The 25367-nt window shown below is 73.0% G+C and carries 20 protein-coding genes; 3 read left to right on the top strand and 17 right to left on the bottom strand.

Annotation, left to right across the window (positions count from 1 at the left end):
* Positions 1 to 25: 25 nt before the first annotated feature.
* The 14 genes from ACRRSS_RS10025 to ACRRSS_RS09960 form a co-directional block, all read right to left on the bottom strand.
* Positions 26 to 796: a nucleotidyltransferase domain-containing protein gene (locus ACRRSS_RS10025; protein ID WP_435970864.1), complete on the bottom strand. Its 771-nt coding sequence runs from the start codon at positions 794 to 796 to the stop codon at positions 26 to 28.
* 3 nt (positions 797 to 799) lie between these two features.
* Complete coding sequence (locus tag ACRRSS_RS10020; protein ID WP_435970863.1) at positions 800 to 1831, bottom strand: ADP-ribosylglycohydrolase family protein; 1032 nt, start codon at positions 1829 to 1831, stop codon at positions 800 to 802.
* Complete coding sequence (locus ACRRSS_RS10015; RefSeq protein ID WP_435970862.1) at positions 1828 to 2565, bottom strand: NUDIX hydrolase; 738 nt, start codon at positions 2563 to 2565, stop codon at positions 1828 to 1830. The genes ACRRSS_RS10020 and ACRRSS_RS10015 overlap by 4 nt, the downstream gene beginning before the upstream one ends.
* Entirely contained in the window at positions 2562 to 3641 is a 1080-nt protein-coding gene (locus ACRRSS_RS10010; protein WP_435970861.1) for an AAA family ATPase, read from the bottom strand. The genes ACRRSS_RS10015 and ACRRSS_RS10010 overlap by 4 nt, the downstream gene beginning before the upstream one ends.
* The gene (gene pnuC, locus ACRRSS_RS10005; protein ID WP_435970860.1) at positions 3638 to 4291 is read right to left on the bottom strand and encodes a nicotinamide riboside transporter PnuC; all 654 of its coding nucleotides are present in this window, start codon (positions 4289 to 4291) and stop codon (positions 3638 to 3640) included. Before pnuC ends, ACRRSS_RS10010 begins: the two co-directional genes overlap by 4 nt.
* Before the next feature lie 196 nt (positions 4292 to 4487).
* Complete coding sequence (locus ACRRSS_RS10000; protein WP_435970859.1) at positions 4488 to 5873, bottom strand: pseudouridine synthase; 1386 nt, start codon at positions 5871 to 5873, stop codon at positions 4488 to 4490.
* Positions 5873 to 6478 carry an SMC-Scp complex subunit ScpB gene (scpB, locus tag ACRRSS_RS09995; protein WP_435970858.1) on the bottom strand — a complete coding sequence of 202 codons (606 nt, stop codon included), beginning with the start codon at positions 6476 to 6478 and terminating at the stop codon, positions 5873 to 5875. Before scpB ends, ACRRSS_RS10000 begins: the two co-directional genes overlap by 1 nt.
* Positions 6475 to 7632, bottom strand: a complete 1158-nt coding sequence (locus ACRRSS_RS09990) for a segregation/condensation protein A (RefSeq protein WP_435970857.1) — start codon at positions 7630 to 7632, stop codon at positions 6475 to 6477. The genes scpB and ACRRSS_RS09990 overlap by 4 nt, the downstream gene beginning before the upstream one ends.
* A gap of 44 nt (positions 7633 to 7676) precedes the next feature.
* Positions 7677 to 8177 (bottom strand): hypothetical protein, encoded by a 501-nt coding sequence (locus ACRRSS_RS09985; protein WP_435970856.1) that lies wholly within the window; start codon positions 8175 to 8177, stop codon positions 7677 to 7679.
* The gene (locus ACRRSS_RS09980) at positions 8162 to 9187 is read right to left on the bottom strand and encodes a ParA family protein (protein WP_030212665.1); all 1026 of its coding nucleotides are present in this window, start codon (positions 9185 to 9187) and stop codon (positions 8162 to 8164) included. Before ACRRSS_RS09980 ends, ACRRSS_RS09985 begins: the two co-directional genes overlap by 16 nt.
* 448 nt (positions 9188 to 9635) lie before the next feature.
* A complete protein-coding gene (ald, locus tag ACRRSS_RS09975) occupies positions 9636 to 10751 on the bottom strand; it encodes an alanine dehydrogenase (RefSeq protein WP_435970855.1) in 1116 nt (371 codons plus the stop codon).
* Between the two features lie 148 nt (positions 10752 to 10899).
* Positions 10900 to 12885, bottom strand: coding sequence for a tetratricopeptide repeat protein (locus tag ACRRSS_RS09970; RefSeq protein WP_435970854.1), 1986 nt, complete (start codon positions 12883 to 12885; stop codon positions 10900 to 10902).
* 373 nt (positions 12886 to 13258) lie between these two features.
* Positions 13259 to 13885, bottom strand: coding sequence for an NUDIX domain-containing protein (locus ACRRSS_RS09965; RefSeq protein WP_435970853.1), 627 nt, complete (start codon positions 13883 to 13885; stop codon positions 13259 to 13261).
* A 156-nt stretch (positions 13886 to 14041) separates the two neighbouring features.
* Positions 14042 to 15700: a CTP synthase gene (locus tag ACRRSS_RS09960; RefSeq protein ID WP_435970852.1), complete on the bottom strand. Its 1659-nt coding sequence runs from the start codon at positions 15698 to 15700 to the stop codon at positions 14042 to 14044.
* A gap of 582 nt (positions 15701 to 16282) precedes the next feature.
* Between ACRRSS_RS09960 and ACRRSS_RS09955 the strand changes: the two genes are divergently transcribed.
* From ACRRSS_RS09955 to ACRRSS_RS09945, 3 genes are all read left to right on the top strand, one after another.
* Positions 16283 to 18085, top strand: coding sequence for a glycoside hydrolase family 15 protein (locus ACRRSS_RS09955; protein ID WP_435970851.1), 1803 nt, complete (start codon positions 16283 to 16285; stop codon positions 18083 to 18085).
* 67 nt (positions 18086 to 18152) lie between these two features.
* Entirely contained in the window at positions 18153 to 19547 is a 1395-nt protein-coding gene (locus ACRRSS_RS09950) for an FAD-binding oxidoreductase (RefSeq protein WP_435970850.1), read from the top strand.
* A 158-nt stretch (positions 19548 to 19705) separates the two neighbouring features.
* Entirely contained in the window at positions 19706 to 21334 is a 1629-nt protein-coding gene (locus ACRRSS_RS09945) for a PucR family transcriptional regulator (RefSeq protein ID WP_435970849.1), read from the top strand.
* A 141-nt stretch (positions 21335 to 21475) separates the two neighbouring features.
* On the opposite strand, the gene ACRRSS_RS09940 is transcribed toward ACRRSS_RS09945, so the two are convergent.
* The 3 genes from ACRRSS_RS09940 to recN form a co-directional block, all read right to left on the bottom strand.
* Entirely contained in the window at positions 21476 to 22576 is a 1101-nt protein-coding gene (locus ACRRSS_RS09940; RefSeq protein ID WP_435970848.1) for a glycosyltransferase family 4 protein, read from the bottom strand.
* Positions 22577 to 22742: 166 nt separating this feature from the next.
* Positions 22743 to 23561, bottom strand: a complete 819-nt coding sequence (locus tag ACRRSS_RS09935; RefSeq protein WP_435970847.1) for a hypothetical protein — start codon at positions 23559 to 23561, stop codon at positions 22743 to 22745.
* Positions 23558 to 25309, bottom strand: a complete 1752-nt coding sequence (gene recN / locus ACRRSS_RS09930; RefSeq protein WP_435970846.1) for a DNA repair protein RecN — start codon at positions 25307 to 25309, stop codon at positions 23558 to 23560. The genes ACRRSS_RS09935 and recN overlap by 4 nt, the downstream gene beginning before the upstream one ends.
* Between the last annotated feature and the right edge of the window lie 58 nt (positions 25310 to 25367).

Genomic DNA, 25367 nt, shown 5'->3' with positions numbered 1-25367 from the left:
GGCATCCGACCCGCTCCCCGGGGCTCTAGGAGGCGGTCAGGCGGGCCCGTACGACGAGGTCGTGCAGCAAATCGTGGGCGCGTACCGCCGTCTCCCCCAGACCGGACGCGGCCTGGGCCTCGTCGAGCACCCCGTGCAGGGCCTCCACCTCGGCCCGCACCTCCTCGACCACCACCTCCGCGGGCCCGTGCTCGGCCGCCGCCTTCGCCTCGACGAGGTCGGGCAGCCGGGCGGGCGCCTCCGGCACCTCGCCGACCAGGGTCGGCAGATGGGCCAGCACCTCCCCCGCACGCATCAGATGGATGCCGGTGAGCAGCGCCCGGTAGGTGTAGAGCAGCGGCTTGAGTTCACCGCTGCTCTCGAAGAGCCGCCACTGCGTCCCGGCGAAGCCCCGGTAGTGGTGCGCGTGGTGATGGGTGAGCACCTCGGGCACCAGCGAGACCAGCTCGGCGTGGGTCTCCGTGGTGTGCGCCACGAGCGGGGAGGTCAGCTGCTCCAGGACGTAGCCGTTGCGGCGCAGCATCAGCCGGACGAACTTCCGCAGGTCGTGGGTGACGAGGTCCATCTCGACGCCGTCCCGGTCCCACATCCGGCTGCGGGTCTCCTCCGGCTCGCGCAGCCCGATCAGGGCGTCCACCGGGAGCAGGTGCGCCCCGCGCAGGTCCACGTCCGAGTCACGGGACGGGAATCCGTACAGGTGCGCGCCGGAGACCGTCGCGAAGAGCAGGGGGTCGGGCTGCTCGGCCACGACGGCGGTGAGGTCGGCGTCGAGGGCGGACTCGAGGGAGAGCGTCATGCGTCAAGCGTCCCAGAGCGCACCGAGGGTCAGCAGGTCGCTCCGGTACTCGATCGGCTCCTCCCACTCCTTGGGCCAGGCGTCGGCGCCGAGGTGGGCACCGGCGAAGGCGCCCGCGAGGGCCGCGATCGAGTCGGAGTCGCCCCGGGTGCAGGCCGCTCGGCGCAGGGCGGTGAGGGGCTCGCCGGGGAAGAGGAGGAAGCAGAGGAGCCCGGTCGCGAGGGCCTCCTCCGCGATCCAGCCGTCACCGGTGTACGTACAGGGGTCGAGCTCCGGGTCCGCCGTGCGCTGGACGGTGTCCAGGCGCTCCAGGACGGCCAGGCACTCGTCCCAGCCGCGCCGGATGAAGGAGAGGGCGGAGGGGTCCTGGGAGCGGGTCCAGAGGTCGCCGAGCCAGTGCTCGTGGTAGCGGTCGCGGTTCTCGTACGCGTACGAGCGGAGCTGTCCGACCAGGCCGGCCGGGTCGACGCCCTGGGCGAGGAGGTACACGGCGCGGGCGGTGAGGTCGGAGGCGGCGAGCGCGGTGGGGTGACCGTGGGTCAGGCCGGACTGGAGCTGCGCGGCACCCGCCCGCTGCTCGTCGCTGAGCCCGGGGACGAGCCCGATGGGGGTGACCCGCATGTTGGCGCCGCACCCCTTGGAGTGGATCTGGCTGGCGTCCTGCCAGAGCCGGTCGCCGTCGAGGAGCTCGCAGGCTCTGAGGCAGGTGTTGCCGGGGGCACGGTTGTTCTCCGGGGAGTGGTACCAGTCGACGAACTCGTCCCGCACGGGCCGGGCGAGCCGGAGCGGTGCGAGCACACCGCGGTCCATCGCGGTGCGGATGCCCCGGGCGAAGGCGAGGGCCATCTGGGTGTCGTCGGTGACGTACGCCTTCCCGCCGCGGACGGGCAGGGGCATCTCCCGCCAGGGGCCGACCTTGGCGAGGATCGCGGGCACGTCGGCGAACTCGGTCGGGAAGCCCAGCGCGTCGCCGAGCGCCAGCCCGATCAGGGAGCCGGTCGCGGCCTGCTTGGTGGCGGTGCGGGGGTGGTTCACGTCGATCGTCCTTCCGGTCGCAGGAGGGGCGGGTGGAGGGTCGTGGCCTCGCCCGCCCGGTAGAGAGCGGCCGGTTTCCCCCGTCCGCCGGTGAGGCGCGGAGGTCCTTCCACGGCCTGGACGAAGCCGGGCGTGGTGAGGACCTTGCGCCGGAAGTTGGGGCGGTCGAGTTCGACGCCCCAGACCGTCTCGTAGACCTGTCGCAGCTCGCCGAGGGTGAACTCGGGCGGGCAGAAGGCGGTCGCGAGGCAGGTGTACTCCAGCTGGGCGCCGACGCGTTCGTGGGCGTCGGCGAGGATCCGGTCGTGGTCGAAGGCGAGACCGCGGACCGTGTCGTAGGGCGTCCACCGCGCCTCGGCCGCGTCGCCGCCGCCCCGGGGCTCGGGCGGGTCCGGTACGAGCGCGGTGAAGGCGACGGAGACGACCCGCATCCTCGGGTCGCGGTCCGGCTCGGTGTAGGTGCGGAGCTGTTCGAGGTGGAGTCCGGCGACGGTGGCCTCGGAGAGTCCGGTCTCCTCGGCGAGTTCGCGGCGGGCGGCCCGCTCGGCGGACTCGCGGGGCAGCACGAATCCGCCGGGGAGCGCCCAGGAGCCGGCGTACGGCTCCTGGGCGCGCTCGACGAGCAGGACGTGGAGGCGTTCCTCGCGGACGGTGAGGACGGCGAGGTCGACGGTGACGGCGAACGGTGCGAAGGCGTACGGGTCGTAGCCCTCGGGCACCCGGTGTCCGGTCACCGGCGCTCCGGCAGGGGGTCGGTGAGGTGCCAGCCCTCGGCGAGGAGGCCGTCCACGGCGGCGACCGCCGCCGCGAGGCGCTCCTCGTGGGGGCCGGTGAGGACGGCCGTGCGGCGGCCGCTGTGGGCGAGCTGGGTGAGGAAACGCGCGGTCATCCAGGGCCGCAGGTGCTCCCCGTCGCGGAGTCCGTCGTCCTCGAAGTCGACGCCCCGGTGGTCGGTGAGCAGCCAGAGGTGCTGTCGGCCGCGCGCGGCGATCTCTCCGGTGGCGGGGCTGGTGGTGCCCATGTACCGCTCGTGCCAGATGGTGGTGGCGAAGGCGTCGGTGTCGCAGAAGAGGACGGGTGAGCCGTCGCGGGCCGCCTCCTCCTCCAGTTCGGCCTGCCGTTGGGCGATGACGGGGAAGTCGGCGGAGTGGAAGGCGACGTCGGACCAGTCGGCGCCGGGGCGTTCGGCGCGGAGTTCGGCGAGCTTGAGTTCGCTGTACTCGCGGCCGTACTCCGGTACGTACCGGGTGCGGGCCCAGACGCCGCCGCGCCGCCGGTAGTGGTCGGCGAGGGCGAGGGCCATGGTGGTGGTGCCGGTGGACTCCGCGCCGAGGACCACGACGCGCCGGGTGAGCGCGGAGCGTACGGGCGGTTCCAGGAAGTCCCAGCAGCCGACGGGGTCGGCGCGGACGGCGGTGCCGGAGACGGGGAAGCGGCCGCGCTCGGGGTCGACGAGGACGGACTCGGCGCCGAACCGGCGGGCGAGCTCCTCCCCGTACGGCTCCGAGGTGAAGACGGCGTCGACCCGCTCGGGCACGGCGGCCCGGAAGACGGCCATGTGGGCGTTCCACACCTCCGGGTCGTGGAGATCGACGGGGATGTCGTCGACGGCTCCCACGACGAGGGCGTCGGGGTGGATCTCGCGCATCCAGGCGACCCGCTCGTCGAGCGGGACGGACTCCACGGAGGAGGCGCAGACGAGGACGGTGAGGCGCTCGCAGCGGGCGAGGGCCGTCTCGACGAGATGGTGGTGGCCGGCGTGCGGCGGATAGAACTTGCCGAGGACCAGGCCGTGGCCGTAGCGCTTCACGCCGCCGCTCCCACCGGGAGGTCACGCCGGGTGGCGAGGTCCCTGGTCCAGCCGCGCAGGCCGAGGACGCAGAGCGTCATGAAGCCGAGGTACAGCAGCGAGGTCAGGTACAGCTCCTTGTACGCGTAGAGCGGTACGTAGACCACGTCGGCGGCGATCCACAGCCACCAGGACTCCAGGCGCTTGCGGCACTGGCCGTAGGTCGCCATGAGGGAGAGCCCGGTCGTCAGGGCGTCCCAGAAGGGGACGGTCGAGTCGGTGGCGCGGTCGAGGAGCAGGGTGAGGGCGAGGGTCCCCACCACCCCCGCCGTGATCAGCCACGTCCACTCGGTGCGCGTGGTGCGGCGCACCGGGAGGGCGTCGGAGCCTGGTCCACCCCCGTGGGTCCAGGTCCACCAGCCGTACACGGCGAGGGTGATGAAGATGATCTGGAGGCCGGCGTCGGCGTAGAGCCCCGCCTGCGTGAAGAGCAGGACGAAGAACAGGTTGTTGGCGATGCCGATGGGCCAGTTGGCGAGGTGCTGACGGGCGACGAGCCAGACGCAGAGCGCCCCGCTGCCGAATCCCAGGACCTCGGTCCAGCTGACCGGGGTGTCCAGGACGGTGAAGAGCGGCTGTTGCAGCGGTTCGAGCATGCTTGCGAGGCTCACGCCCGCCTCCTTAAGAGTCATGTTGACTATAAAGGGCGACGGGGTGCGGCCACAAGCCCGAAATCCCGGGGTGGGATTCCCAAGGCCCCCGGGTGGCCCGCCCCAGGGGCCCGGGCGGGCTCCCCGGGAGCCGGGACGCGGAGAAGCCCGCGACCGGCGAACGGTCGCGGGCTTCTCCGTACGGAGGCGCGGGGCCTTACATGCCGACTTCCTTCATCAGCATGCCGACCTCGGTGTTGGTGAGCCGGCGCAGCCAGCCCGACTTCTGGTCGCCCAGGCCGATCGGGCCGAACGCGGTGCGGACCAGCTTCTCGACCGGGAAGCCCGCCTCGGCCAGCATGCGGCGCACGATGTGCTTGCGGCCCTCGTGCAGCGTGACCTCGACCAGGTAGTTCTTGCCGGTCTGCTCGACCACGCGGAAGTGGTCGGCCTTGGCGTAGCCGTCCTCCAGCTGGATGCCGTCCTTGAGCCGCTTGCCGACCTCGCGGGGCAGCGGGCCGGTGATGGCGGCCAGGTAGGTCTTCTTCACGCCGTACTTCGGGTGCGTGAGGCGGTGGGCCAGCTCACCGTGGTTGGTGAGCAGGATGATGCCCTCGGTCTCCGTGTCGAGCCGGCCGACGTGGAAGAGACGGGTCTCACGGTTGTTGACGTAGTCGCCGAGGCACTGGCGGCCGTCCGGGTCCTCCATGGTGGAGACGACACCGGCGGGCTTGTTCAGCGCGAAGAACAGGTGCGACTGGGTGGCGACGGTCAGACCGTCCACCTTGATCTCGTCCTTCTCCGGGTCGACGCGCTTGCCCTGCTCCAGGACGATCTCGCCGTTGACCTCGACGCGGGCCTGCTCGATGAGCTCCTCGCAGGCGCGACGCGAGCCCATGCCGGCCCGGGCGAGGACCTTCTGCAGCCGCTCGCCCTCCTGCTCGGCGCCGGGGAAGGTCTTCGGGGTCTTGATCTCCGGCCGGTTCTCGTACCGCTCCCGGTTGCGCTGCTCGATCTTGGCGTCGAGCTCGCGCGAGCGGGCCGGGGCCTGCCGCTGACCGTGCGGGCCACGACGGGGCGGGGTGCCGCCCTGGGGGGCCTTGGGGCCGCCCTTGGCGCCGCCGCGGGCCGCGGAGCCGCGACCCTTCTTCGGGGCCTCGGCGGGCGGGCTCACGTCGTAGGAGCGCTCCTCGGGGCGAGGCCGGCGCGGGTTGCTCGGACGCTTCTGGTCGTCGCGGCCGCCGCCACCCTGGTAGCCGCCTCCGCCGCCACCGCCCTGGTAGCCGCCACCGCCGCCACCCTGGTAGCCACCGCCACCGCCGCCACCCTGGTAGCCACCGCCACCGCCACCACCGCGGTAGCCGCCACCGCCGCCGCTGCTGCCACCGGAGCCGCTGCCGCCGCGGTAGCCACCGCCACCGCCGCCGCCACCCCGGGAGCCGCCTCCGCTGCCGCTGCCGCCACCGGAGCCCCGGTAACCGCCGCCACCGCCGGCGCCGCTGCCACCACGGCCGCCACCGCTGCTGCCGCCGCGGCCGCCGCTGTTGCCACCACGGCTCCCGCCGTTGTTTCCGCTGCTGTTCCTGCCGCTGCTGCTTCGCATCAAACTTCCGTCTTGTCGTCGTCATCCTCACGATCCGGTGCATCCGGATCGAACGACGGGACCCCTTCCAGCGAGTCCGGCTCGACCGCCTCAGCCTCGGGGAGGAAGGGTGCCAGCTCGGGGAGCTCGTCCAGGCCGCGAAGGCCCATCCGCTCCAGGAAGTAGTTCGTCGTCCTGTACAGGATCGCACCTGTTTCGGGTTCCGCGCCCGTCTCCTCCACCAGACCCCGCTGCAGGAGGGTCCGCATCACCCCGTCACAGTTGACCCCGCGCACCGCGGAGACCCGGGAACGGCTGACCGGCTGGCGGTACGCGACGACCGCCAAAGTCTCCAGGGCCGCCTGGGTGAGCCGGGCCTGCTGCCCCTCCAGGACGAAGGCCTCGACGGCCGCGGCGTGCTCGGCGCGGGTGTAGTAGCGCCAGCCGCCGGCCACCCGTCGCAGCTCGAAACCGCGGCCCTGGACGGTGTACTCGTCCGCCAGCTCACGCAGGGCGTCGGCCACCTCACGGGGGGTGCGCTCCAGGACCTTGGCGAGGTGCGCCTCGGTGGCGGGCTCGTCGACGACCATGAGGACGGCTTCGAGGGCGGGCTTGAGGTCGCTCACGCGGGTGCCTCCTGGTCGAATTCCGCTGTCACTCCCCCGGACGGGTCCGTCTCCCCGCCGGTCCAGGAGACCGTGAGGTCCCCCAGGGCGGTCTCCTGGTCGAGGGCGACCGCCTTCTCCCGGTAGAGCTCCAGGAGGGCGAGGAAGCGGGCGACGACGGTGAGGGTGTCGTCGCCGACGTCCTCGATCAGCTCCCGGAAGAGCGCGGACCCGCGCTCCCGCAGCAGCGCGACGACCACGGCGGCCTGCTCGCGGACGCTGACGAGCGGGGCGTGGATGTGGTCCACGTACACCTGGGGTTCGGCCCTGGGCTGCATGGCCTTGACGGCCAGCCTGGCGAAGCCCTCGGCGCCGATGGAGATCACGACCTCGGGGAGCAGCTCGGCGTGGTGCGGTTCGAGTCCGACGGTCCGGGGGTGGCGGCGGCCCTCGGCCTCCCAGCGCTCCTCGAGGATCGCCGCGATGCGCTTGTACGCCCGGTACTGGAGGAGCCGGGCGAAGAGCAGGTCGCGAGCCTCCAGGAGGGCGAGGTCGGCCTCGTCCTCCACCTCGGCGGCGGGCAGCAGCCGGGCGGCCTTGAGGTCGAGCAGGGTGGCGGCGACGACGAGGAACTCGGTGGTCTGGTCGAGGTCCCCGTCGGGCCCCAGGGCCCGCAGGTGGGCCATGAACTCGTCGGTGACCTGGGAGAGGGCGACCTCGGTGACGTCGAGCTTGTGCCTGGTGATCAGCTGGAGCAGCAGATCGAAGGGCCCCTCGAAGTTCGAGAGCCGCACGGTGAACCGCCCGCTCCCGACCTCACGCCCGGTCTCGCCGTCGGCTCCGGCTTGGGCTTCGGCTCCGGCTTGGGCTCCGGCTCCGGCTCCGGCCTCGGCTTCGACTTCGGCTTCGGTCTCGGCACCAGCCCCGGGCTCGGGATCGGGATCGACGTCGGGCTCCGGCTCGACGTGGGGCTCCCGCTCGGGCTCCGGGTCCCGCCCGGGCTCGCGCACCGCACCGGCCCTCGCCCCGCCCGCGGGCTCCTCGGCGGTCCCTGAGCGGCCCTCGTCCTCCCCCAGACGCTCAGCCGGAGGCGCTGTGGCCTCCGGCTCGCCCGGGCCGCGGCCCAGGAGGCGGCGGCGTGGTGGGCGGGACGTTTCGTCTGAGGCGTGGTGCATGGAGGTCCAGGGGGAACGGGAGCGCGGCAGCCCGCAGGCTACCGTCAGCGGCCGCGCAGACGGCGGACGAGGATGCTCGCGTCGCCGCGGGACTCCAGGTCCGCCAGGACGACCGCGACGGCCTCCCGGACGATTCTTCCCCGGTCGACGGCGAGACCGTGCTCGCCGCGGAGCACCAGCCGGGCGTGCTCCAGGTCCATGAGCTCCTCGGCGGAGACGTAGACCGTGATCTTCTCGTCGTGGCGCTCGCGGCCGCTGGGCCGCCGGTTCGGGGCCCGCCCGCCGCGCCGCCGTGCCGCCGGGGCGGGCACCGCGGCGGTGGGCGCGCCCTTCGGAGCGCCCCCCTCGGGCTCGGAGGCCCGCGCGCGGGGTTCCGAGGCCTCGGAACCCGCCGCCGTGTGCTCGGCGGAGTTCTCGGCCGCCGACGGGTCGCTCTCACCCGCCGGTGCCGGGACGGCCCGGCGGGGTGCGGACGACTGGAGCGCCGTCCCCCCGGTCGTACGGAAGAGCTCGTCGGCGCCGGGCAGACTCACTCGGCGTGACACCGGGCGAGCACCTCCCTGGCGAGCTGGCGGTAGGCGGCGGCGCCCACGGAGTTGGAGGCGTATGTGGTGATGGGCTCGCCCGCGACGGTGGTCTCCGGAAAGCGCACCGTCCGCCCGATGACCGTGTGGTACACGTGGTCGTCGAAGGCCTCGACGACGCGCGCGAGGACCTCACGGCTGTGCACGGTCCGGGAGTCGTACATCGTGGCGAGGATGCCGTCGAGCTCCAGCTCGGGGTTGAGCCGCTCCTGGACCTTCTCGATGGTCTCGGTGAGCAGGGCGACACCGCGCAACGCGAAGAACTCGCATTCCAGCGGCACGATGACCTTGTGAGCGGCCGTCAGGGCGTTCACGGTCAGCAGGCCGAGCGAGGGCTGACAGTCGATCACGATGTAGTCGTAGTCGTTCATCAGCGGCTTCAGGGCGCGCTGGAGCGTCGACTCGCGCGCGACCTCGCTGACGAGCTGGACTTCGGCGGCCGAGAGGTCGATGTTGCTCGGCAGCAGGTCCATGTTGGGTACGGCGGTCTTGAGGAGGACCTCGTCCGCCGACATGCCCCGCTCCATGAGCAGGTTGTAGACGGTGAGGTCGAGCTCCATCGGGTTCACGCCGAGGCCGACCGACAGGGCTCCCTGCGGGTCGAAGTCGACGAGCAGCACCCGTCGTCCGTACTCGGCGAGCGCGGCACCCAGGTTGATGGTCGACGTGGTCTTGCCGACGCCGCCCTTCTGGTTGCACATCGCGATGATCTTCGCGGGTCCGTGGTCGGTCAGTGGACCCGGGATCGGGAAGTACGGGAGGGGCCGTCCGGTGGGGCCGATCCGCTCGCGGCGCTGGCGGGCAGCGTCGGGTGCGAGGGTGGCCGCGTACTCCGGGTCGGGCTCGTACTCGGCGTCGGGGTCGTAGAAGTGCCCCTCGGGCACCTCGTCGTAGGCGGCGAAGTGGGTGGACTCTCGGCCCATCTCGTTGCCGGCCGTGGCGTTCACGTGTAGGCCGTCCATCGTCTTCATCGTGTGGGCTGTCGTCATGGGCTGGTGCGTCGCGAAGGTCCGCACCGCGACGGAGCCGATCGGAGCACCTGGCGCACCGCTCCCGGGAGTAATTGTCGACTCATTCACAAGTCGTCTTACCTCCTTGGATGTCACCAGGAACATTTATCGATAGGTCAGCGTGGCACCATGCCGACGGTTGGCGACTCTATGGCGTGTCACCGCTCCGCAGCAACACAATCCGCCGGACCCGGCCCGATGTGTCGGCAACCGAACACCTCTCTGTCAAGGGTGCGCAGGCATGCATCCACACGTTTCAGGGGTGTGCGAAACGGTTAAAGGGTTACGTTCGAGGCGAGTTGACCGAACGTTCCGCCAGGTCCGGACACACGTCCGGCCGGACCTTGTCGACAAGGTCCGGCCGGGTGCGTGGCATTGACGGCACGCGTTGACGGCGGTGCCGTGAGGGTCAGGCCAGGAGGGTGCTCAGCTCGACGTGCTCGAGACCGTGCGCCTCGGCGACCTCCTTGTAAACCACCTTGCCGTCATGGGTGTTGAGGCCCAGACCGAGGGCGGCGTCACGGCGCAGCGCCCCGACCCAGCCGTTGTTCGCCAGCGACACGATGTAGGGCAGCGTGGCGTTGGTGAGGGCGTAGGTGGAGGTGTTCGGGACCGCGCCCGGCATGTTCGCGACGCAGTAGAAGACCGAGTTGTGGACCCGGAAGGTCGGTTCGGCGTGCGTCGTCGGGTGCGAGTCCTCGAAGCAGCCGCCCTGGTCGATCGCGATGTCGACAAGGACACTTCCGGGCTTCATCTTGGCGACGAGCTCGTTGGTGACCAGCTTCGGGGCCTTGGCGCCCGGGATGAGGACGGCACCGATGACGAGGTCGGCCTCGATGACGGCCTTCTCCAGCTCGTAGGCGTTGGAGACGATCGTCTGCACCTTGGTCCCGAAGATCTTGTCGGCCTCGCGGAGCTTGTTGATGTCACGGTCGAGCAGGGTCACGTGGAAGCCCATGCCGACGGCGATCTGGGTGGCGTTCCAGCCGGAGACGCCGCCACCGATGACGACGGCCTTGCCGGCGTGGGTGCCGGGGACGCCGCCGGGGAGGACGCCGCGGCCGCCGGCCGAGCGCATCAGGTGGTAGGCGCCGACCTGCGGGGCGAGGCGGCCGGCGACCTCGGACATCGGGGCGAGCAGCGGGAGGGCGCGGTTCGCGGTCTCGACCGTCTCGTACGCGATGGCGGTGGTGCCGGACTCCAGGAGCGCGTCCGTGCACTCCTTGGACGCGGCGAGGTGCAGGTAGGTGAAGAGCGTCTGGTCCTTGCGGAGACGGTGGTACTCCTCCGCGATCGGCTCCTTGACCTTGAGCAGCAGGTCGGCGGTGGCCCAGACCTCGTCGGCGGTGGGGAGGATCAGGGCGCCGGCGGCGATGTACTCCTCGTCCGTGATCGAGGAGCCGACACCGGCGTTCTGCTCGACGAAGACCTGGTGGCCGTGGCGGACGAGCTCGTGGACACCCGCGGGGGTGATGGCCACGCGGAACTCGTTGTTCTTGACCTCGCGGGGGATGCCGACCTTCATCGTCGATCACGGTCCTTGAATCAGGGGAGGATACATGGGGCACTGCGATACATACCCGGATGCACTGGGGCGCACCGGGGCAGACCACGTTCGAACGCGGCGCACCCAGTCTAATGAAGGAGTTCCCGGTGTCTAGCCTTTCAAAGTACTAATCTTTGATCGACACACTACGGATTTCGTAGGCGGATGATTCCGTTTCCAGCAACCTGTCGGCCGCGGCCCGGTGCAATCGGGCCGCGGCGGGATCGCCGAGCCGGTCGAGGGTGTCGGCGAGCCTCAGCTGGAGGGCGGCCTGGAGCCGGGTGTCCTGGGCCCGCCGGGCCCACTCCACCGCCTCCTCGCAGGTCCGCAGGGACTCCTCGGGCCGCCCGGCGTACTCCTGGACCCGGGCCGCCTCGCTCAACGCCCGCGCGTGGCCCGGGAGATCGTCGAGACGCCGGTAGCCGGCCGCGGCGGCCCGCCAGTTCCGCAGCGCCTCGCCGTACCGGCCCGCATAGGTCTGCACGGCGCCGAGGCGGGCGTAGAGCCGGGCCTGGTCGGCCCGCTCGTCCCGGTCGAGACGCTGGGCGAGCGCCCTCCCGTACCAGTCGCCGGCCCGCTGCCAGTCCCCCAGCTCCTGATAGGACCCACCTACGGATTCCATCGCCCGACCGGTCGCGTACGGGTCATTTGCTGCGCGTCCGGCATCCAAAGCCAACCGATATCGCAGCAGAGCGTCCTTCGTCCTCCCGGTGCGGGCATCGAGATCGGCCAGGTTCAGCAGGGCGGCGGCCCGCTCCCGGTGCAGCCCGTGCCGCTCGGCCACGTCCAGGACCAGCCGGTGGAGGCCGTACAGCTCGGGCGCGGCCGCCTCGGCGCCGCGGTGCGCGGCGAGCGCCCTCACCAGGGAGGCGACCAGGCGGCGGGCGAGGGTGTCGAGTTCCCCGTCGGCGACGGCGAGCCGGGCCGAGGCGAGGAGGAAGGACTGCCGGGTGCGCAGCCAGGCGGCCCCGGCGGCCTCGTCGGGGAAGCGCAGGGCCCGCGGCAGTCCGGCCAGTTTCCGGCGGGCGGGCGAGCCCTCGGGTTCGGTGACCGCACGGCAGGACTGGAGGAGCCGTACGGTCCGCTCCAGCATCCGGGCCCGCGCGAGCTGCACCTCGGCGGGCCGGTCGCGCTCCTCCAGCTGGGCGCGGAGCAGGGGGACGAGATGGCCGGGCACCTCGTACTGCCCGTCCTCACCGACGGAGACGAGCCCGAGGGCGGCGAAGTCGGCGAGGGTGGTCGCGGCCGCCGAGACCGAGCAGCCGGCCAGGGCCGAGGCGGTGTGGGCGTCGGCCCGGCCGAGCGGGGCGAGTACGAGGAATCGCAGTATCCGGGCGGCGGTCGCGGGCAGTGCCTCGTGGGCGAGCAGGAAGGCACGGGTCAGCGGGTCGCCGCTGAGCGCGCGGAGCCGCTTGGCCAGGTCGGCGACGGAGGCCTTGGGGCGGGTGGAGAGCCAGCCGCCGGCGAGCACGACGGCGCTCGGCAGTCCGCCGCACTCCTCGACGAGGGTCTCGGCGGCCTGCGGGTCGACGGTGATGCGTACGGAGCCGGTGAAGACGGTGAGCAGTTCGATGGCCGACTTGGGGTCGAGGCCGCCGAGGGTGCAGGGCCGTACGTCGGGGATGCCGGTGAGCGGCCCCCGGGCGACGCCCACCACCAGGGAGTCGGGGTTGTCGGGGATCAGCGGGTCGGCCTGTTCGGCGTCGACGGCGTCGTCGAGGATCAGGACGGCCCGGCGCTCGGCGAGGGCGCCACGGACCAGTTCGGTCAGCTCGTCCTCGCCGGCCCCGGGGGGTTCGGCGACCCCGAGCGCGGCGAGGAGCTCCTGGGCGACCCGGGCGGTGGGAACGGGATCGCCGCCGGGTTCGGTGAGCCGGGCCCGGAAGAGCCCGTCGGGGTACCGGTCGGCCAGTCCGGCGGCCAGCTCCTCGGCGAGCGCGGTACGTCCGGAGCCGGGCTTCCCCGCGATCAGCAGCACGCGGGCGCGGGGGGCCTTGCGGCCGGTGAGGGTGTCGAGACCGGTCCGCTCGATGTCGGCGCGCAGGGCCTTCAACTCCCGCTGCCGGCCGAAGAACTGCCGGCTGCCGGCCGTCGCCACCGCCTGATCCGTCACGGGCCACGCTCCCGTCCACCTGCGCACGAGCCGATCCCGCGGGGGGCTCCGCACGGGCGATTCCGAGCGTAGTTCAGCGCATGCCACGCACCCGGCGGAGCAGGGCGGGCACGTCCCCCGATCGGATCAACACATAGTCACACCGCCTCATGGAGGCGGCACTCGACGAGACACGGGCCCACCCGACGGGCGGGCTCCTCAGGGCCGGCGGGCGGACGCACAGGACCGGCGGGCGCGCGTCGCGGAACCGGCGCGCGCCACGGGTCCTGCGCGTGCCCAGGGCCCGGCGGGCGGACGCCACAGGGGTGAGGGCGGCGCGGCCCGTGCAGAGCCCCGCCGCCCTCACCCCTCACCCTTCGCCGCGCAACCGCTCCTACGCCTCGAACGGCCGGGCCGGCCAAGGCGCCTCCGCCGGCCGAAGAGAGTCCAGCCCCTCGCCCGCACGCGCGGCCGCCAGCGACAGCACCCCCACCACCAGGCAGTTGTTGTGCAGCTCTCCCGCGAGGACCCCCCGGACGAGGTCACCGAGCGGAACCCGCGCCAGTTCCATGTCGGCCTCCTCCTCGGAGACCTCGAAACGCTCGCCCTCCGCCTCGGCGAGACCGCGGGCGAGGAAGATCCGTACGGCCTCGTCGCACCCGCCCGGGGTGGTGTAGACGTCGGTCAGGACCCTCCAGTCCTCGGCCTTGACGTGCGCCTCCTCGTACAGCTCGCGCTGGGCGGCGTGCAGCGGGTTCTCACCGGGCACGTCGAGGAGACCGGCCGGGATCTCCCAGAGCTTCTGCCGCACCGGGTGCCGGTACTGCTTGAGCAGCAGGACCCGGTCCTGCTCGTCGAGGGCCAGGACGGCCACCGAGCCGGGGTGAACCTGGTAGTCGCGGCGCGCGACCGTGCCGTCCGGCATGACCACGTCGTCCGTACGGACACTCGTCTTGTTTCCCTGGAACGGGGTGGTCGTCGCGACGACCCGCCACTCCTCCGGGGTGTCCTGCAACTCCATCTGTGTCCTCCCGTACGAACCACACGAACCACACGAACCACACGAACCACGGCCGAACCGCATGCGAGTCATGGACGAGCCGCAAACGAAAGCCGGGGCACCGGCCCGGAAGGGCCCGTACCCCGGCAACGTTAACGCCAGGAACCGACAGGCCGGCTACTTCGCCGGCGTGCCCGTCTTGCGCTCCACGGCCGCCTTCACCAGGCCCGCGAAGAGCGGGTGCGGACGCGTCGGGCGCGAGCGCAGCTCCGGGTGCGCCTGCGTGGCGACCAGGTAGGGGTGGATCTCGCGCGGGTACTCGACGTACTCGACGAGCTTGTTGTCCGGGGAGGTGCCGGAGAAGACCAGGCCGGCCTTCTTCTCCAGCTCCGCGCGGTAGGCGTTGTTCACCTCGTAGCGGTGGCGGTGGCGCTCGTCCACGTACGGCTGGTCGTCGTAGACCTCACGCACGATCGAGCCCTCGGCGAGCTTCGCCGGGTACAGGCCCAGGCGCATCGTTCCGCCCAGGTCGCCCGCGCCCTCGACGAACGCCAGCTGCTCCTCCATCGTCGACACGACGGGGTGCGCGGTGGCCGGGTCGAACTCGGTGGAGTTGGCGTCCGGGATGCCCGCCAGGTTCCGCGCGGCCTCGATGACGATGCACTGCAGGCCGAGGCAGATGCCGAGCAGCGGCACCTTGTTCTCGCGGGCGTACTGGATCGCGCCGATCTTGCCGTTCACACCGCGGTCGCCGAAGCCACCGGGAATGAGGATCGCGTCGACGTCGCCGAGCTGCTTCTTCGCGCCGGCCGCCGTCTTGCAGTCGTCGGAGGTGACCCACTTGACCTTGACCCGGGCCTTGTTGGCGAAGCCGCCGGCCCGCATGGCCTCGGTGATCGAGAGGTACGCGTCGGGCAGGTCGATGTACTTGCCGACGAGCGCGACCGTGACCTCGTGATCCGGGTTGTGCACCCGGTCCAGCAGGTCGTCCCAGGTCGTCCAGTCGACGTCGCGGAACGGCAGGTCGAGCTTGCGCACGACGTAGGCGTCGAGGCCCTCGGTGTGCAGAACCTTCGGAATGTCGTAGATCGACTTGGCGTCGATGGCGGCGACCACGGCGGCCTCGTCGACGTCGCACATCAGCGAGATCTTGCGCTTGATGGCGGTCGGGACCTCGCGGTCGGCGCGCAGCACGATCGCGTCGGGCTGGATGCCGATGTTGCGCAGGGCGGCGACGGAGTGCTGGGTCGGCTTGGTCTTCAGCTCGCCGGAGGGGCCGATGTAGGGCAGCAGCGAGATGTGCACGACGAAGACGTTGTCGCGGCCGACCTCGTGGCGGACCTGGCGGACGGTCTCCAGGAACGGCAGGGACTCGATGTCGCCGACCGTGCCGCCGACCTCGGTGATGACGACGTCGACGTCGTCGGTCGCCATGCGGCGGATCCGGGACTTGATCTCGTTGGTGATGTGCGGGATGACCTGCACGGTGTCACCGAGGTACTCGCCGCGCCGCTCCTTGGCGATGACCTGCGAGTAGACCTGGCCGGTGGTGACGTTGGCCGAGCCGTCGAGGTCGACGTCGAGGAAGCGCTCGTAGTGGCCGATGTCCAGGTCGGTCTCGGCGCCGTCGTTGGTGACGAACACCTCACCGTGCTGGAAGGGGTTCATCGTGCCCGGGTCGACGTTCAGGTAGGGGTCGAGCTTCTGCATCGTGACCCGAAGGCCCCGGGCCTTGAGGAGCGCACCCAGGCTGGAGGCGGTCAGGCCCTTGCCGAGGGAGGAGGCGACACCCCCGGTGACGAAGATGTGCTTGGTCGTCGTGGTTTTGGGCGGCATCGCCAAGAGGGGGCTCCCGTGGTCGCGTTCTGGAGGTGCGTACCGGCGTCCCCTCCGGAAGAATCGGGGGGTGCCGTCGCTGCGGTTTCGGGGTCCTCGGCTCTCGCCGTTTCCCACCGGTCCACGGGGTACCAGGGTATCAGCGACATCAGGAGACCGCTTCCGGCCACACGTGGCAGTCGGGTGCACACGGACGGCGACGCGCGGATCGGAAGGGGCCCCCACCGGGTGGGCGGAAGGACCTCCCACCGGGCGAAAGACGGACCTCGCAGCGCACGAAGGGCGGTCCTCGCACCAGGATGAAGACGCGTTCACCCGATCGGAGCAACGCTGTTACCGACGTGATCACCGGGGCACCGGGGTCCGACGTATCCTGCTCGGACATTGCACGCCGAGCCGGCCGGGCAACGGCGCCACCCCGCCTTCCCCCCGGAGCCGAACGCCCGGGGACCCCGTCCGGCCCATACAGCTCGTCGACGATCCCCTGACCGCTGACACACGCCGACCCGGCTGACACCCAGCCGGAGCATCTGAGCAAGCGCCCCGCGGGGCGGACATGGCCGTTCGACTGGAGTGAAGCACGTGGCCGGGCGCATCGAGGATTACGCACTCATCGGAGACATGCAGACCGCCGCCCTGGTCTGCCGGGACGGCAGCGTCGACTGGCTGTGTCTCCCCCGCTTCGACTCGCACGCGATCTTCGCCGGGCTCCTCGGCACCGAGGATCACGGATTCTGGCGGGTGGGCCCCGCCGGGTCCGCCGACGCCGAGCCCGCCCCGGCCGACCGGCGTCGCTACGTCGGCGACTCGCTGATCCTGGAGTCCGAGTGGGACACCCCACGCGGCACGGTCCGGGTGACCGATTTCATGCCTCCGCGCGACGGGGCGCCCCAGCTCATCCGGATCGTGGAGGGCGTCTCCGGCCGGGTCCGGATGCGCTCCGCGCTGCGGATGCGGTTCAGCTACGGCCGGATCGTGCCGTGGGTCCACAAGGTCGGGGAGCGGACGGTCGCCGTCGCGGGACCCGACTCGGTGTGGCTGGACACCGACGCCGAGACGCACGGCAAGGACCTCACGACGTACTCCGACTTCACGGTCAACCCCGGCGACCGGATCACGTTCACGCTCTCCTGGCAGCCCTCCCACAAGGAGCCGCCCGCGCTGCCGGACCCCGAGGGCTCCCTGGAGGCGACCGCCGACTTCTGGCGCGAGTGGGTCGAGCACTGCACGTATCACGGCCCCTACCGGGAGGCCGTGATCCGCTCCCTGATCACCCTCAAGGCGCTGACGTACGCGCCGACCGGCGGGATCGTGGCCGCGCCGACCACCTCGCTGCCCGAGGAGATCGGCGGCGTCCGCAACTGGGACTACCGCTACACCTGGCTGCGGGACGCGGCGATCACCCTCTCCTCGATGCTGCGCACCGGCTACCGCGAGGAGGCCCGCGCCTGGCGGGACTGGCTCCTCAGGGCGGTCGCGGGCGACCCGGAGAACCTCCAGATCATGTACGGCATCGCCGGCGAGCGCGAGCTCGGCGAGGCGGAGCTCGACTGGCTCCCGGGGTACGAGAACTCCGGACCGGTCCGGGTCGGCAACGGCGCCGCCAACCAGCTCCAGCTGGACGTCTACGGCGAGGTCACCGAGGCCCTCCACCTCGCGCACATGACGGGACTCTCCCGCAACGACTACGCCTCGCTCCTCCAGATCAAGCTGATCAACTACCTGGAGAAGCACTGGGACCAGCCCGACGAGGGCATCTGGGAGGTGCGCGGCCCGCGCCGGCACTTCGTCCACTCCAAGGTGATGGCCTGGGTGGCCGTCGACCGCACGATCAAGCTCATCGAGTCCGGGGACGCCGACGGCCCGCTGGAGCGCTGGCACGAGCTGCGCGACGAGATCCACCGGGACGTCTGCGAGAAGGGCTACGACAAGGAGCGGAACACGTTCACGCAGTCGTACGGCTCCAAGGAGCTGGACGCCTCGCTGCTGCTGATCCCGCAGATGGGCTTCCTGCCGCCGGACGACAAGCGGGTCATCGGCACGATCGAGGCGATCCAGCGCGAGCTGTCGACCGAGGACGGCTTCGTGCTGCGCTACCCCACCGCCGGCGAGGAGGCCGGGGTCGACGGCCTGGAGGGCGACGAGGGCGCGTTCCTGGCGTGCTCGTTCTGGCTGGCGGACGACCTGGCGATGATCGGCCGGGTGGACGAGGCGCGCACGCTCTTCGAGAAGCTGCTCGCGCTCCGCAACGACCTGGGGCTGCTCGCCGAGGAGTGGGACCCGAGGCTCCAGCGGCAGGTCGGCAACTTCCCGCAGGCCTTCAGCCACGTCCCGCTGATCGACACGGCGCTGCGTCTCACGGCGAGCGGGGCATACGGCGGCTGAGCGGCGGGCGGCGGACCCCGGACCTACGATGAAGGGGTCCGTCCCCCGCACGAAAGGGGGGGCTCCCATGGCTCCCCGGACCGCCGTCCCGGACGCCGCGCTCGCGGGTCTGCGCGAGGATCTCGCCGGAGAGGTGTACGTACCGGGCGATCCGGGCTACGACGAGGCGCGGACCGTCTTCAACGCGATGATCGACCGGCGCCCCGCCGTCATCGCCCAGTGCGAGACGCCGGAGGACGTCACCAACGCGGTCCTCTTCGGCCGGACGGCGGAGTTGCCGATCGCGGTGCGCGGCGGCGGCCACAGCGTCGCCGGTTCGGCGCTCAACGACGGCGGGCTCGTCGTGGACCTGCGCAGGATGCACACGGTGGTCGCCGATCCGGAGAACATGACGGTACGAGTGGCCGGCGGGGCCACGATGAGTCATCTGGACCACGCCTGCCAGCCGTTCCGCGTGGCGGTGACCGGCGGGCGGGTGTCCACGACGGGGGTCGGCGGGTTCACGCTCGGAGGCGGTTCGGGCTGGCTGGAGCGGAAGTTCGGGCTCGCCTGCGACAACCTCCTCGCGGTGGAGCTGGTCACGGCCGACGGCAGGCACGTCCACGCGGACGCCGAGAAGAACCCGGAGCTGTTCTGGGCGCTGCACGGCGGCGGCGGGAACTTCGGCGTGGTGACCTCGATGACGCTGCGGGTCCACCCGCTGCCGGAGTTCGGCTTCGCGCTGCTGCTCTTCCCCGCCGACGCGGGGCCCGAGGCGGTCTCCGCGTACCGGGATCTGATAGACGCCCCGGCGCCGGACGAGGTGGGCGGCGGCGCCATCTACATGACGGGCCCGCCGGAGGAGTTCGTACCGCCGGAGCTGGTCGGGAGGCTGGTCTGCGGCGTGCTCGTCACGTACGCGGGGCCGGAGCCGGGGCTGCGGGAGATCGTGGCGCCGCTGGCCGCGCTGGAGCCCGCGGCCGCGATGGTGACGGAGATCCCCTACGTACAGCTCCAGTGCATGCTCGACGACCCGCCCGGCATGCGGAACTACTGGTCGGCCGAGTACCTGACGGGGTTCCCGAACGAGGCGGTGGACCGGTTCTGCGAGCGGGCCGGGGACATGCCGGTACCGAGCGGGACGCAGCACGTGATGTTCCCGATGGGCGGGCGGGTCGCGGACGGTCCCGCCGACTTCCCGCTGCCGTGGCGGACCGCTCCCTGGGCCGTCCACCCCTTCGGGGTGTGGGAGGACCCGGCCGACGACGAGCGGGTGGTGCGCTGGGTGAAGGACGTACGGGCCGCCATGCGTCCGTGGTCGGCCGGCGCCGTGTACCTGAACTTCATCGGCGCCGAGGGAGCCGACCGGATCACGGCCGGCCTCGGCGCGGAGAACGCCCGGCGGCTGGCCGCCGTGAAGGCCGCGTACGACCCCGACAACGTCTTCCGCTTCAACCACAACATCGCCCCCGCCGCGGCCTGAGGCACACTCCGTGCGGGAGTGACACAGGACACAGTCGACAGGTGGTCGCGCAAAGTCCGCCGCGGGACGACGAGTTGTCGGGGCGGTGTACGAGGTGTCCCGTCCCGTGACCCTGGGGTGATGTCGCCGGAACACGGACGCGGGTAGCGTCCGGGCCCATGGACAATCAGGGCGGGATCACCGTGCAGCGGGCGCTCGAACTCCCGGGCCTGCGCGGCGGGCTCCCGGAGGTCGTCACCGGCGCCGACCGGCTGCACCGCACGGTGCGCTGGGTGCACGCGGGCGAGGTGCCGAACATCGCGTCGCTGCTCAAGGGCGGCGAGCTGCTGCTGACCACGGGCCTCGGTCTCGGCACCCGGCCCGCCGAGCAGCGGGCCTTCGTACGACGCCTCGCCGACCGGGGCATCGCGGCGCTCGTGGTGGAGCTGGGGCCGCGCTTCGCCCGCCTCCCGGCGACGATAGTGGAGACCGCGCGGGCCGCCGGGCTCCCGCTGGTGCAGCTGCACCGCGAGGTCCCCTTCGTGGCTGTCACGGAGGAGATCCACACCGAGATCGTCAACGGGCACTACGCGCTCCTCCGGCAGGCCGAGGAGGTCCACCGGCAGTGCACGGAGGCGCTGCTCGGCGGCGGCGGAATCCCGCAGGTGCTCCGCATCCTCTCCGACTTCGCCGCCAACCCCGTCTTCCTGGAGACCGCCGACGGGCAGCTGCTGTACGCGGCGGGCACCGAGTCCGCGCCCGCCGACCCGCTCCAGGTGTGGGACGGGCTGCGCGGCCAGCGGGCGGCCCGCGAGTCCGGCCCGCCCACCGGAACGGTCCTCGTCGACGTGCCCGGCGGCGGCCCCGGCACGGCCTCGGTACGGGCCCGCCTCGTCCTGCTGTCGGTCTCCGGCGCCCTCTCCCCCGTCCACCGGATGGCCGCCGAGCGCGCGGCCGGCCTCCTGGCGGTCGTCCTCATGCAGGCACGCCAGGAGGAGGAGCTGGCCGCCCGCGGCCGGGGCGACTTCCTGACCGACCTGGCGGAGGGGCGGATCGCGGCCGAGGACGCCCCGGCGCAGGCCCGGGTCCTCGGCTTCAAGCCGGGCGACGGCCCGCTCCTGCCGGTGGTCATGCGCCTGGCCTCGGAACTCTCCCCCTCGGGCAACTGGGCCCTGCTCGCCCGAGCCGTCCTGGAGGAGCTCGCCTCCGTCGGCGTCCCGGTCCTGCTGGGCGTCCGCCCGGTCGAGGGCCGGGTCCCCCTCCTCCTCGGCCTGCGCTCGGAATCGGAACGCACGGCGGTCGCGGACCGGGTCGCGGCGGCGCTGCGCGCGGGCGTGGAACGGGCGGGCCTCGAACGCGCGGGCGTACACCCGCCGGTCGTGGTCGTGGGCGTCGCCGGCAGCTGGGCGGCGGCCTCCGCGGGCCTGCGGCACGCGGCCGAGACGGCGACGGCCGCGCAGGGCCTCTCGGACCTCCCCTGGTACGACGCCCGGCGCCTGGACATCGACCTCCTCCTGTGGCGGCTGCACTTCCACGGCGACACCGTCCTGGCCGCGTTCGTGGACCGCGCGATCGGCCCCCTGCGGGACCACGACCGCACGTCCCGGCCCCCGCTGCTCCCGACCCTGGAGACGTACCTGGCGCACGCGGGCCGCAAGGCGGAGACGGCCAGGGAGCTCCACCTCAACCGCCAGACCCTCTACAACCGCCTGGCCCGTATCTCCGAACTCCTGGGCACGGACCTGGACGACCCCCAGACGGTTCTGGCCCTCTCCCTGGCCCTCAGAGCCCGCCGCCACACCGCGTAGGCCGACCCGTCCACCCGGGACGGCCCCCGCCTGTGCGGGCACCCGTCCCGCGGGGTGCGGGCCCGGATCCGCGCGGACACCCGTCCCGCGGGGTGCGGGCCCGGACCCGAAGGCCCGGGCCCGCCCGGGAGCGCAGAGCCCCTACCGCCCCGCCAACTCGTCGTACACGCTCAGCACATGTGCGACGGTCTCGTCCTCCGTGGGCCAGGACCTCGCCTGTACCCGCCCCGCCGCCGCCAGGTCCATCCGCCGGTCCACGTCCTCCAGGAGCCCCCGCACCGCCCCGGCCAGGGCGGCCGCGTCCCCGTAGGGCACCAACTCCGCCGCGTCGCCGACCAGTTCCGGCACTCCGCCGACCGCCGTGGCGACGAGCGGCACACCGAGGCGCAGCGCCTCCTGCGCGAGCAGGGACCGCGCCTCCCACCGCGACGGAAGCACGGCCACATCCGCCGCCGCCAACAGCTCCGCCACGTCCTCCCGCCGCCCGATCAGCCGGACGGAGAGCCCTTCCTCGGCGATCCGCCGCTGAAGGGCGGCCCGCTCAGGCCCCTCCCCCGCGATCACCAGCAGCGGCTGCGGGTCGAGCTCCCGCCACTCCCGCGCCGCGTCGAGCAGCGTCCGGTACCCCCGCCCTCGCTCCAGGGCGCCGACCGCCATCAGCAACGGCCGGTCGACGGCGCCAAGTTCGGCCCGGGCCTTGCCGTCGTGGAGGCAGACGGGCCCTCGCGCGGCCGGCACCGTGACGGGCGCGAGCCGCGCGTCGCGGGCCCCGCGCCGACGGGCGCGGTCGACGAGTTCGGAGGAGGTGGCGAGGACAACGGCCGCGGCCCGTACGGTCCTTCGTTCCAGCAGCCGCAGCACCCCGCCCCGCGCCCCGTCCACGTGGACCCGGCTGTCCCAGGTCGTGACGAGCGGCGCGCGGCCGCCGCCGCCCGGCACGCTCCCGCAGCCGGACAGCGCGAGCGCGGCCCGCACGGAGGCCTGCAGGCCGTGCGCGTGGACCACGTCCGCGCCGATGCAGGCGTTGCGGAGCGCGGCGACGGTGGCGGGGTCGCCGAGGCGCGGCAGGGGCACGAAGTGCGCCCCGGCACCGAGGTAGTCGTAGACGCGGTCGAGTTCGGGCGGGGCGCACACGGTCACCCGCACGCCCCTCGCCACGAGCCCCGAGGCAAGTGATCGGACGTGAGCGCTGCTGCCCGCGCTGCCGCCGCCCAGCACTTGGACCGTACGGAGCTGTGTCACGCGCCCAAGGATGCCAGTCCGTTCCGCCGACCGTACGCACGTTCCGGCACGGAAGTGGCGGCGCCCCCCTGTACGGAAGGCGTACGGCTCCGGGACCCAGCCCACGGTTCACCCACTCGGGTGAGCGCCCAAGAACACCCCGCGCGCCCCCGGCCCTCGCGCCCCCTCAGGCCTCGCGGGCCTCGCGCTCCCCCGAGCCGCTCTCTCCCACGCCCCGCTCCGCCCAGACCGCCGCGGCGACCAGCCCGGCCGCGTGCGCGGCGAGCCCGAGCCGCCCGTTCCCGGCGGCGATCGCGCTGCCGACGGCGGCGCCGAGGGCGTGCGCGCCCGTGTCGCCGAGCATGGTGCGCTCACCGAGGTCGTCCCCGAGGACCGCCGTGACGGCGCCCATCGGCGCGGCGGCGAGCGAGCCGCGCAGCAGTCCGGGGGCGGCGAGGGCGAGGACGACGAGTCCCGCGCGCCCGGGGCGTACGTCCACGAGGTTCACCAGGTGGGCGGTGCCGGCGATGACGACCCCGGCGAGGGCCTTGTCCACCGCCCGCTCCTTGAGCAGCGCTCCGGCCACGACCGAGGCGGCACCGATCCCGAGGAGCTTGACGGCCCCGCTGGTCACCTCGCCGCCCCGCAGCGCCGCCAGATGGGCCCGGAACCCCCGCCGGTGATCACCCCTGGCATCGTCGTACGCCCCGCAGGCCCCGGCGGCCAGTACGGCGAACGCGGCGGGCCCGTTTCCGGCGCCGGCCGCCGCGCCGAGCGCCACCGCGGGCCCGGCGTACAGGTCGACGCTCCGCCCCGCGTGGTTGGTCCGTATCCACGGCCCGTCCCCAGGCCGCCCGGAACCGGCCGACGTCACCGGCGGCGTCTCCCGCCGCTCCGTCTCCTGCGACGTCCCCTGTGTCCCCCGCAGCCCGGAAGCTCCCCGCAGCCCCTCGTACACCGCGCGGCTCACCCCCGCGGCGACACCGAAGGCGGCGAGGCGCCTCACCCGTCCGCCCGGGCCGTCGCGAGCAGCTCCTCGGCGTGGGCCCTGGCCGTCTCGGAGTCCTCCTGGCCCGCGAGCATCCGGGAGAGCTCCCGTACCCGCTCCTCGCCCTCCAGGACGGTGACGCCGGAGCGGGTCACGGAGCCGTCGTTGGTCTTCTCGACCAGCAGCTGCCGGTCGGCGAAGGCCGCGACCTGCGGGAGGTGGGTGACGACGACGACCTGGGCGGTCTTGGCGAGCTTGGCGAGGCGGCGGCCGATCTCCACGGCCGCCTTGCCGCCGACACCGGCGTCGACCTCGTCGAAGAGGTAGGTCGGGACCGGGTCCGTGCCCGCGAAGACGACCTCCACGGCCAGCATCACCCGGGACAGCTCGCCGCCGGACGCGCCCTTGGCGATCGGGCGCGGCGGGGCGCCGGGGTGCGGGGCGAGCAGCAGCTCGACCTCGTCGGCCCCGGACGGGCCGTAGGCGACCCGACGGCCGCCGACCTCGACACCGTCGGGGTCCTCGGTCTGCCCGAGGGCGAAGGACACGCGCGCGTGGGGCATGGCGAGCGAGGCGAGTTCGGCGGTGACGGCGGCGGCGAACCGGTCGGCCGCCTCGGTACGGGCGTCGGTGAGCCGCTGCGCGAGCACCGAGAGGTCGTCGCGCAGCCGGTCGCGTTCGGCCGTGAGCTCCTCGACGCGGTCGTCGTCGCCGTCCAGCTCACCGAGCCGGCCCGCGCTCTCCTCGGCCCAGGCGAGGACGGCCGCGATGCCCTCGCCGTCCCGTCCGTACTTCCGGGTGAGCTGGGTGAGGGCCGCGCGCCGCTCCTCGACGGCGGCGAGCCGCAGCGGGTCGGCGTCGACGTCGTCGGCGTATCCGGCGAGTTCGGTGGCGACGTCGCCGAGCAGGATGGAGATCTCCCCCATCCGCTCGGCGAGCGCGGCGAGCGCCGGGTCGTGGGACCGTACGGCCTCCAGGGCCCGGTTCGCGCCCGCGACGAGGGTCGTGGCGTCGACGGACTCGGGGTCCTCGGGCACGCCCGCGAGCGCGGCGTGCGCGAGCGCGGCGGCGGAGGCGAGGGCCTCGGCGTGCCCGAGCCGCTCCGCCTCGGCGGCGAGTTCGGTGTCCTCCCCGGCGAGGGGGGTGACGGCCTCGATCTCACCGAGCCCGAACCGCAGCAGGTCGGCCTCCTGGGCCCGCTCCCGGGCCCGGGTGGTGATCTCGTCCAGCTCTCCGGTGACGGCGCGCAGCCGCCGGTACGCCTCGGCGTAGGCGGTGAGGGGTACGGAGACGGCCTCGCCCGCGTACCGGTCGAGCGCGCCCCGCTGCCGGGCCGGCTTGAGCAGGCCCTGCTGGTCGGTCTGGCCGTGGACGGCGACGAGTTCGTCGGCGAGTTCGGCGAGGAGCCCGACGGGCACGGAGCGCCCGCCCAGATGGGCCCGTGAGCGTCCCTCGGCCGAGACGGTGCGGCTGACCAGCAGCACTCCGTCGTCGAGCTCCGCCCCGGCTTCCTCGGCGCGTACGGCGGCGGGCGCGCCCGCGGGCACGCTGATCCGCCCCTCGACGACGGCCGACGCCGCGCCGATCCGCACCAGGGCCGGGTCGGCCCGTCCTCCGAGCAGCAGCCCGAGGCTGGTCACGACCATCGTCTTGCCCGCACCGGTCTCACCGGTCACCGCGGTGAAGCCGGGCGACAGCTCGACCACCGCGTCGTCGATGACCCCGAGCGACCGTATCCGCATCTCCTCCAGCACGCCCCAGACCATACGAGGTTTCCCTGGTGCGATGCGACATCACCCCCGGGCGTAACTCTCCGGCGCGCCG

Source organism: Streptomyces sp. Qhu_M48 (assembly GCF_051305195.1).
In the GTDB taxonomy this organism is placed as follows: Bacteria; Actinomycetota; Actinomycetes; order Streptomycetales; family Streptomycetaceae; genus Streptomyces.
Note: the sequence above shows the minus strand (reverse complement) of the source record. Positions and strands in the feature narration are given on the sequence as shown.

Coding starts and splice junctions, on each gene's coding strand:
- ACRRSS_RS09980 (WP_030212665.1), bottom strand. CDS start 9,187: ATGAAGACGATGGACGGCCTACACGTGAACGCCACGGCCGGCAACGAG.
- ACRRSS_RS09990 (WP_435970857.1), bottom strand. CDS start 7,632: ATGCACCACGCCTCAGACGAAACGTCCCGCCCACCACGCCGCCGCCTC.
- ACRRSS_RS09960 (WP_435970852.1), bottom strand. CDS start 15,700: ATGCCGCCCAAAACCACGACGACCAAGCACATCTTCGTCACCGGGGGT.
- ACRRSS_RS09950 (WP_435970850.1), top strand. CDS start 18,153: ATGGCTCCCCGGACCGCCGTCCCGGACGCCGCGCTCGCGGGTCTGCGC.
- ACRRSS_RS09945 (WP_435970849.1), top strand. CDS start 19,706: ATGGACAATCAGGGCGGGATCACCGTGCAGCGGGCGCTCGAACTCCCG.
- ACRRSS_RS10025 (WP_435970864.1), bottom strand. CDS start 796: ATGACGCTCTCCCTCGAGTCCGCCCTCGACGCCGACCTCACCGCCGTC.
- ACRRSS_RS10000 (WP_435970859.1), bottom strand. CDS start 5,873: ATGCGAAGCAGCAGCGGCAGGAACAGCAGCGGAAACAACGGCGGGAGC.
- ACRRSS_RS09965 (WP_435970853.1), bottom strand. CDS start 13,885: ATGGAGTTGCAGGACACCCCGGAGGAGTGGCGGGTCGTCGCGACGACC.
- ald (WP_435970855.1), bottom strand. CDS start 10,751: ATGAAGGTCGGCATCCCCCGCGAGGTCAAGAACAACGAGTTCCGCGTG.
- recN (WP_435970846.1), bottom strand. CDS start 25,309: ATGGTCTGGGGCGTGCTGGAGGAGATGCGGATACGGTCGCTCGGGGTC.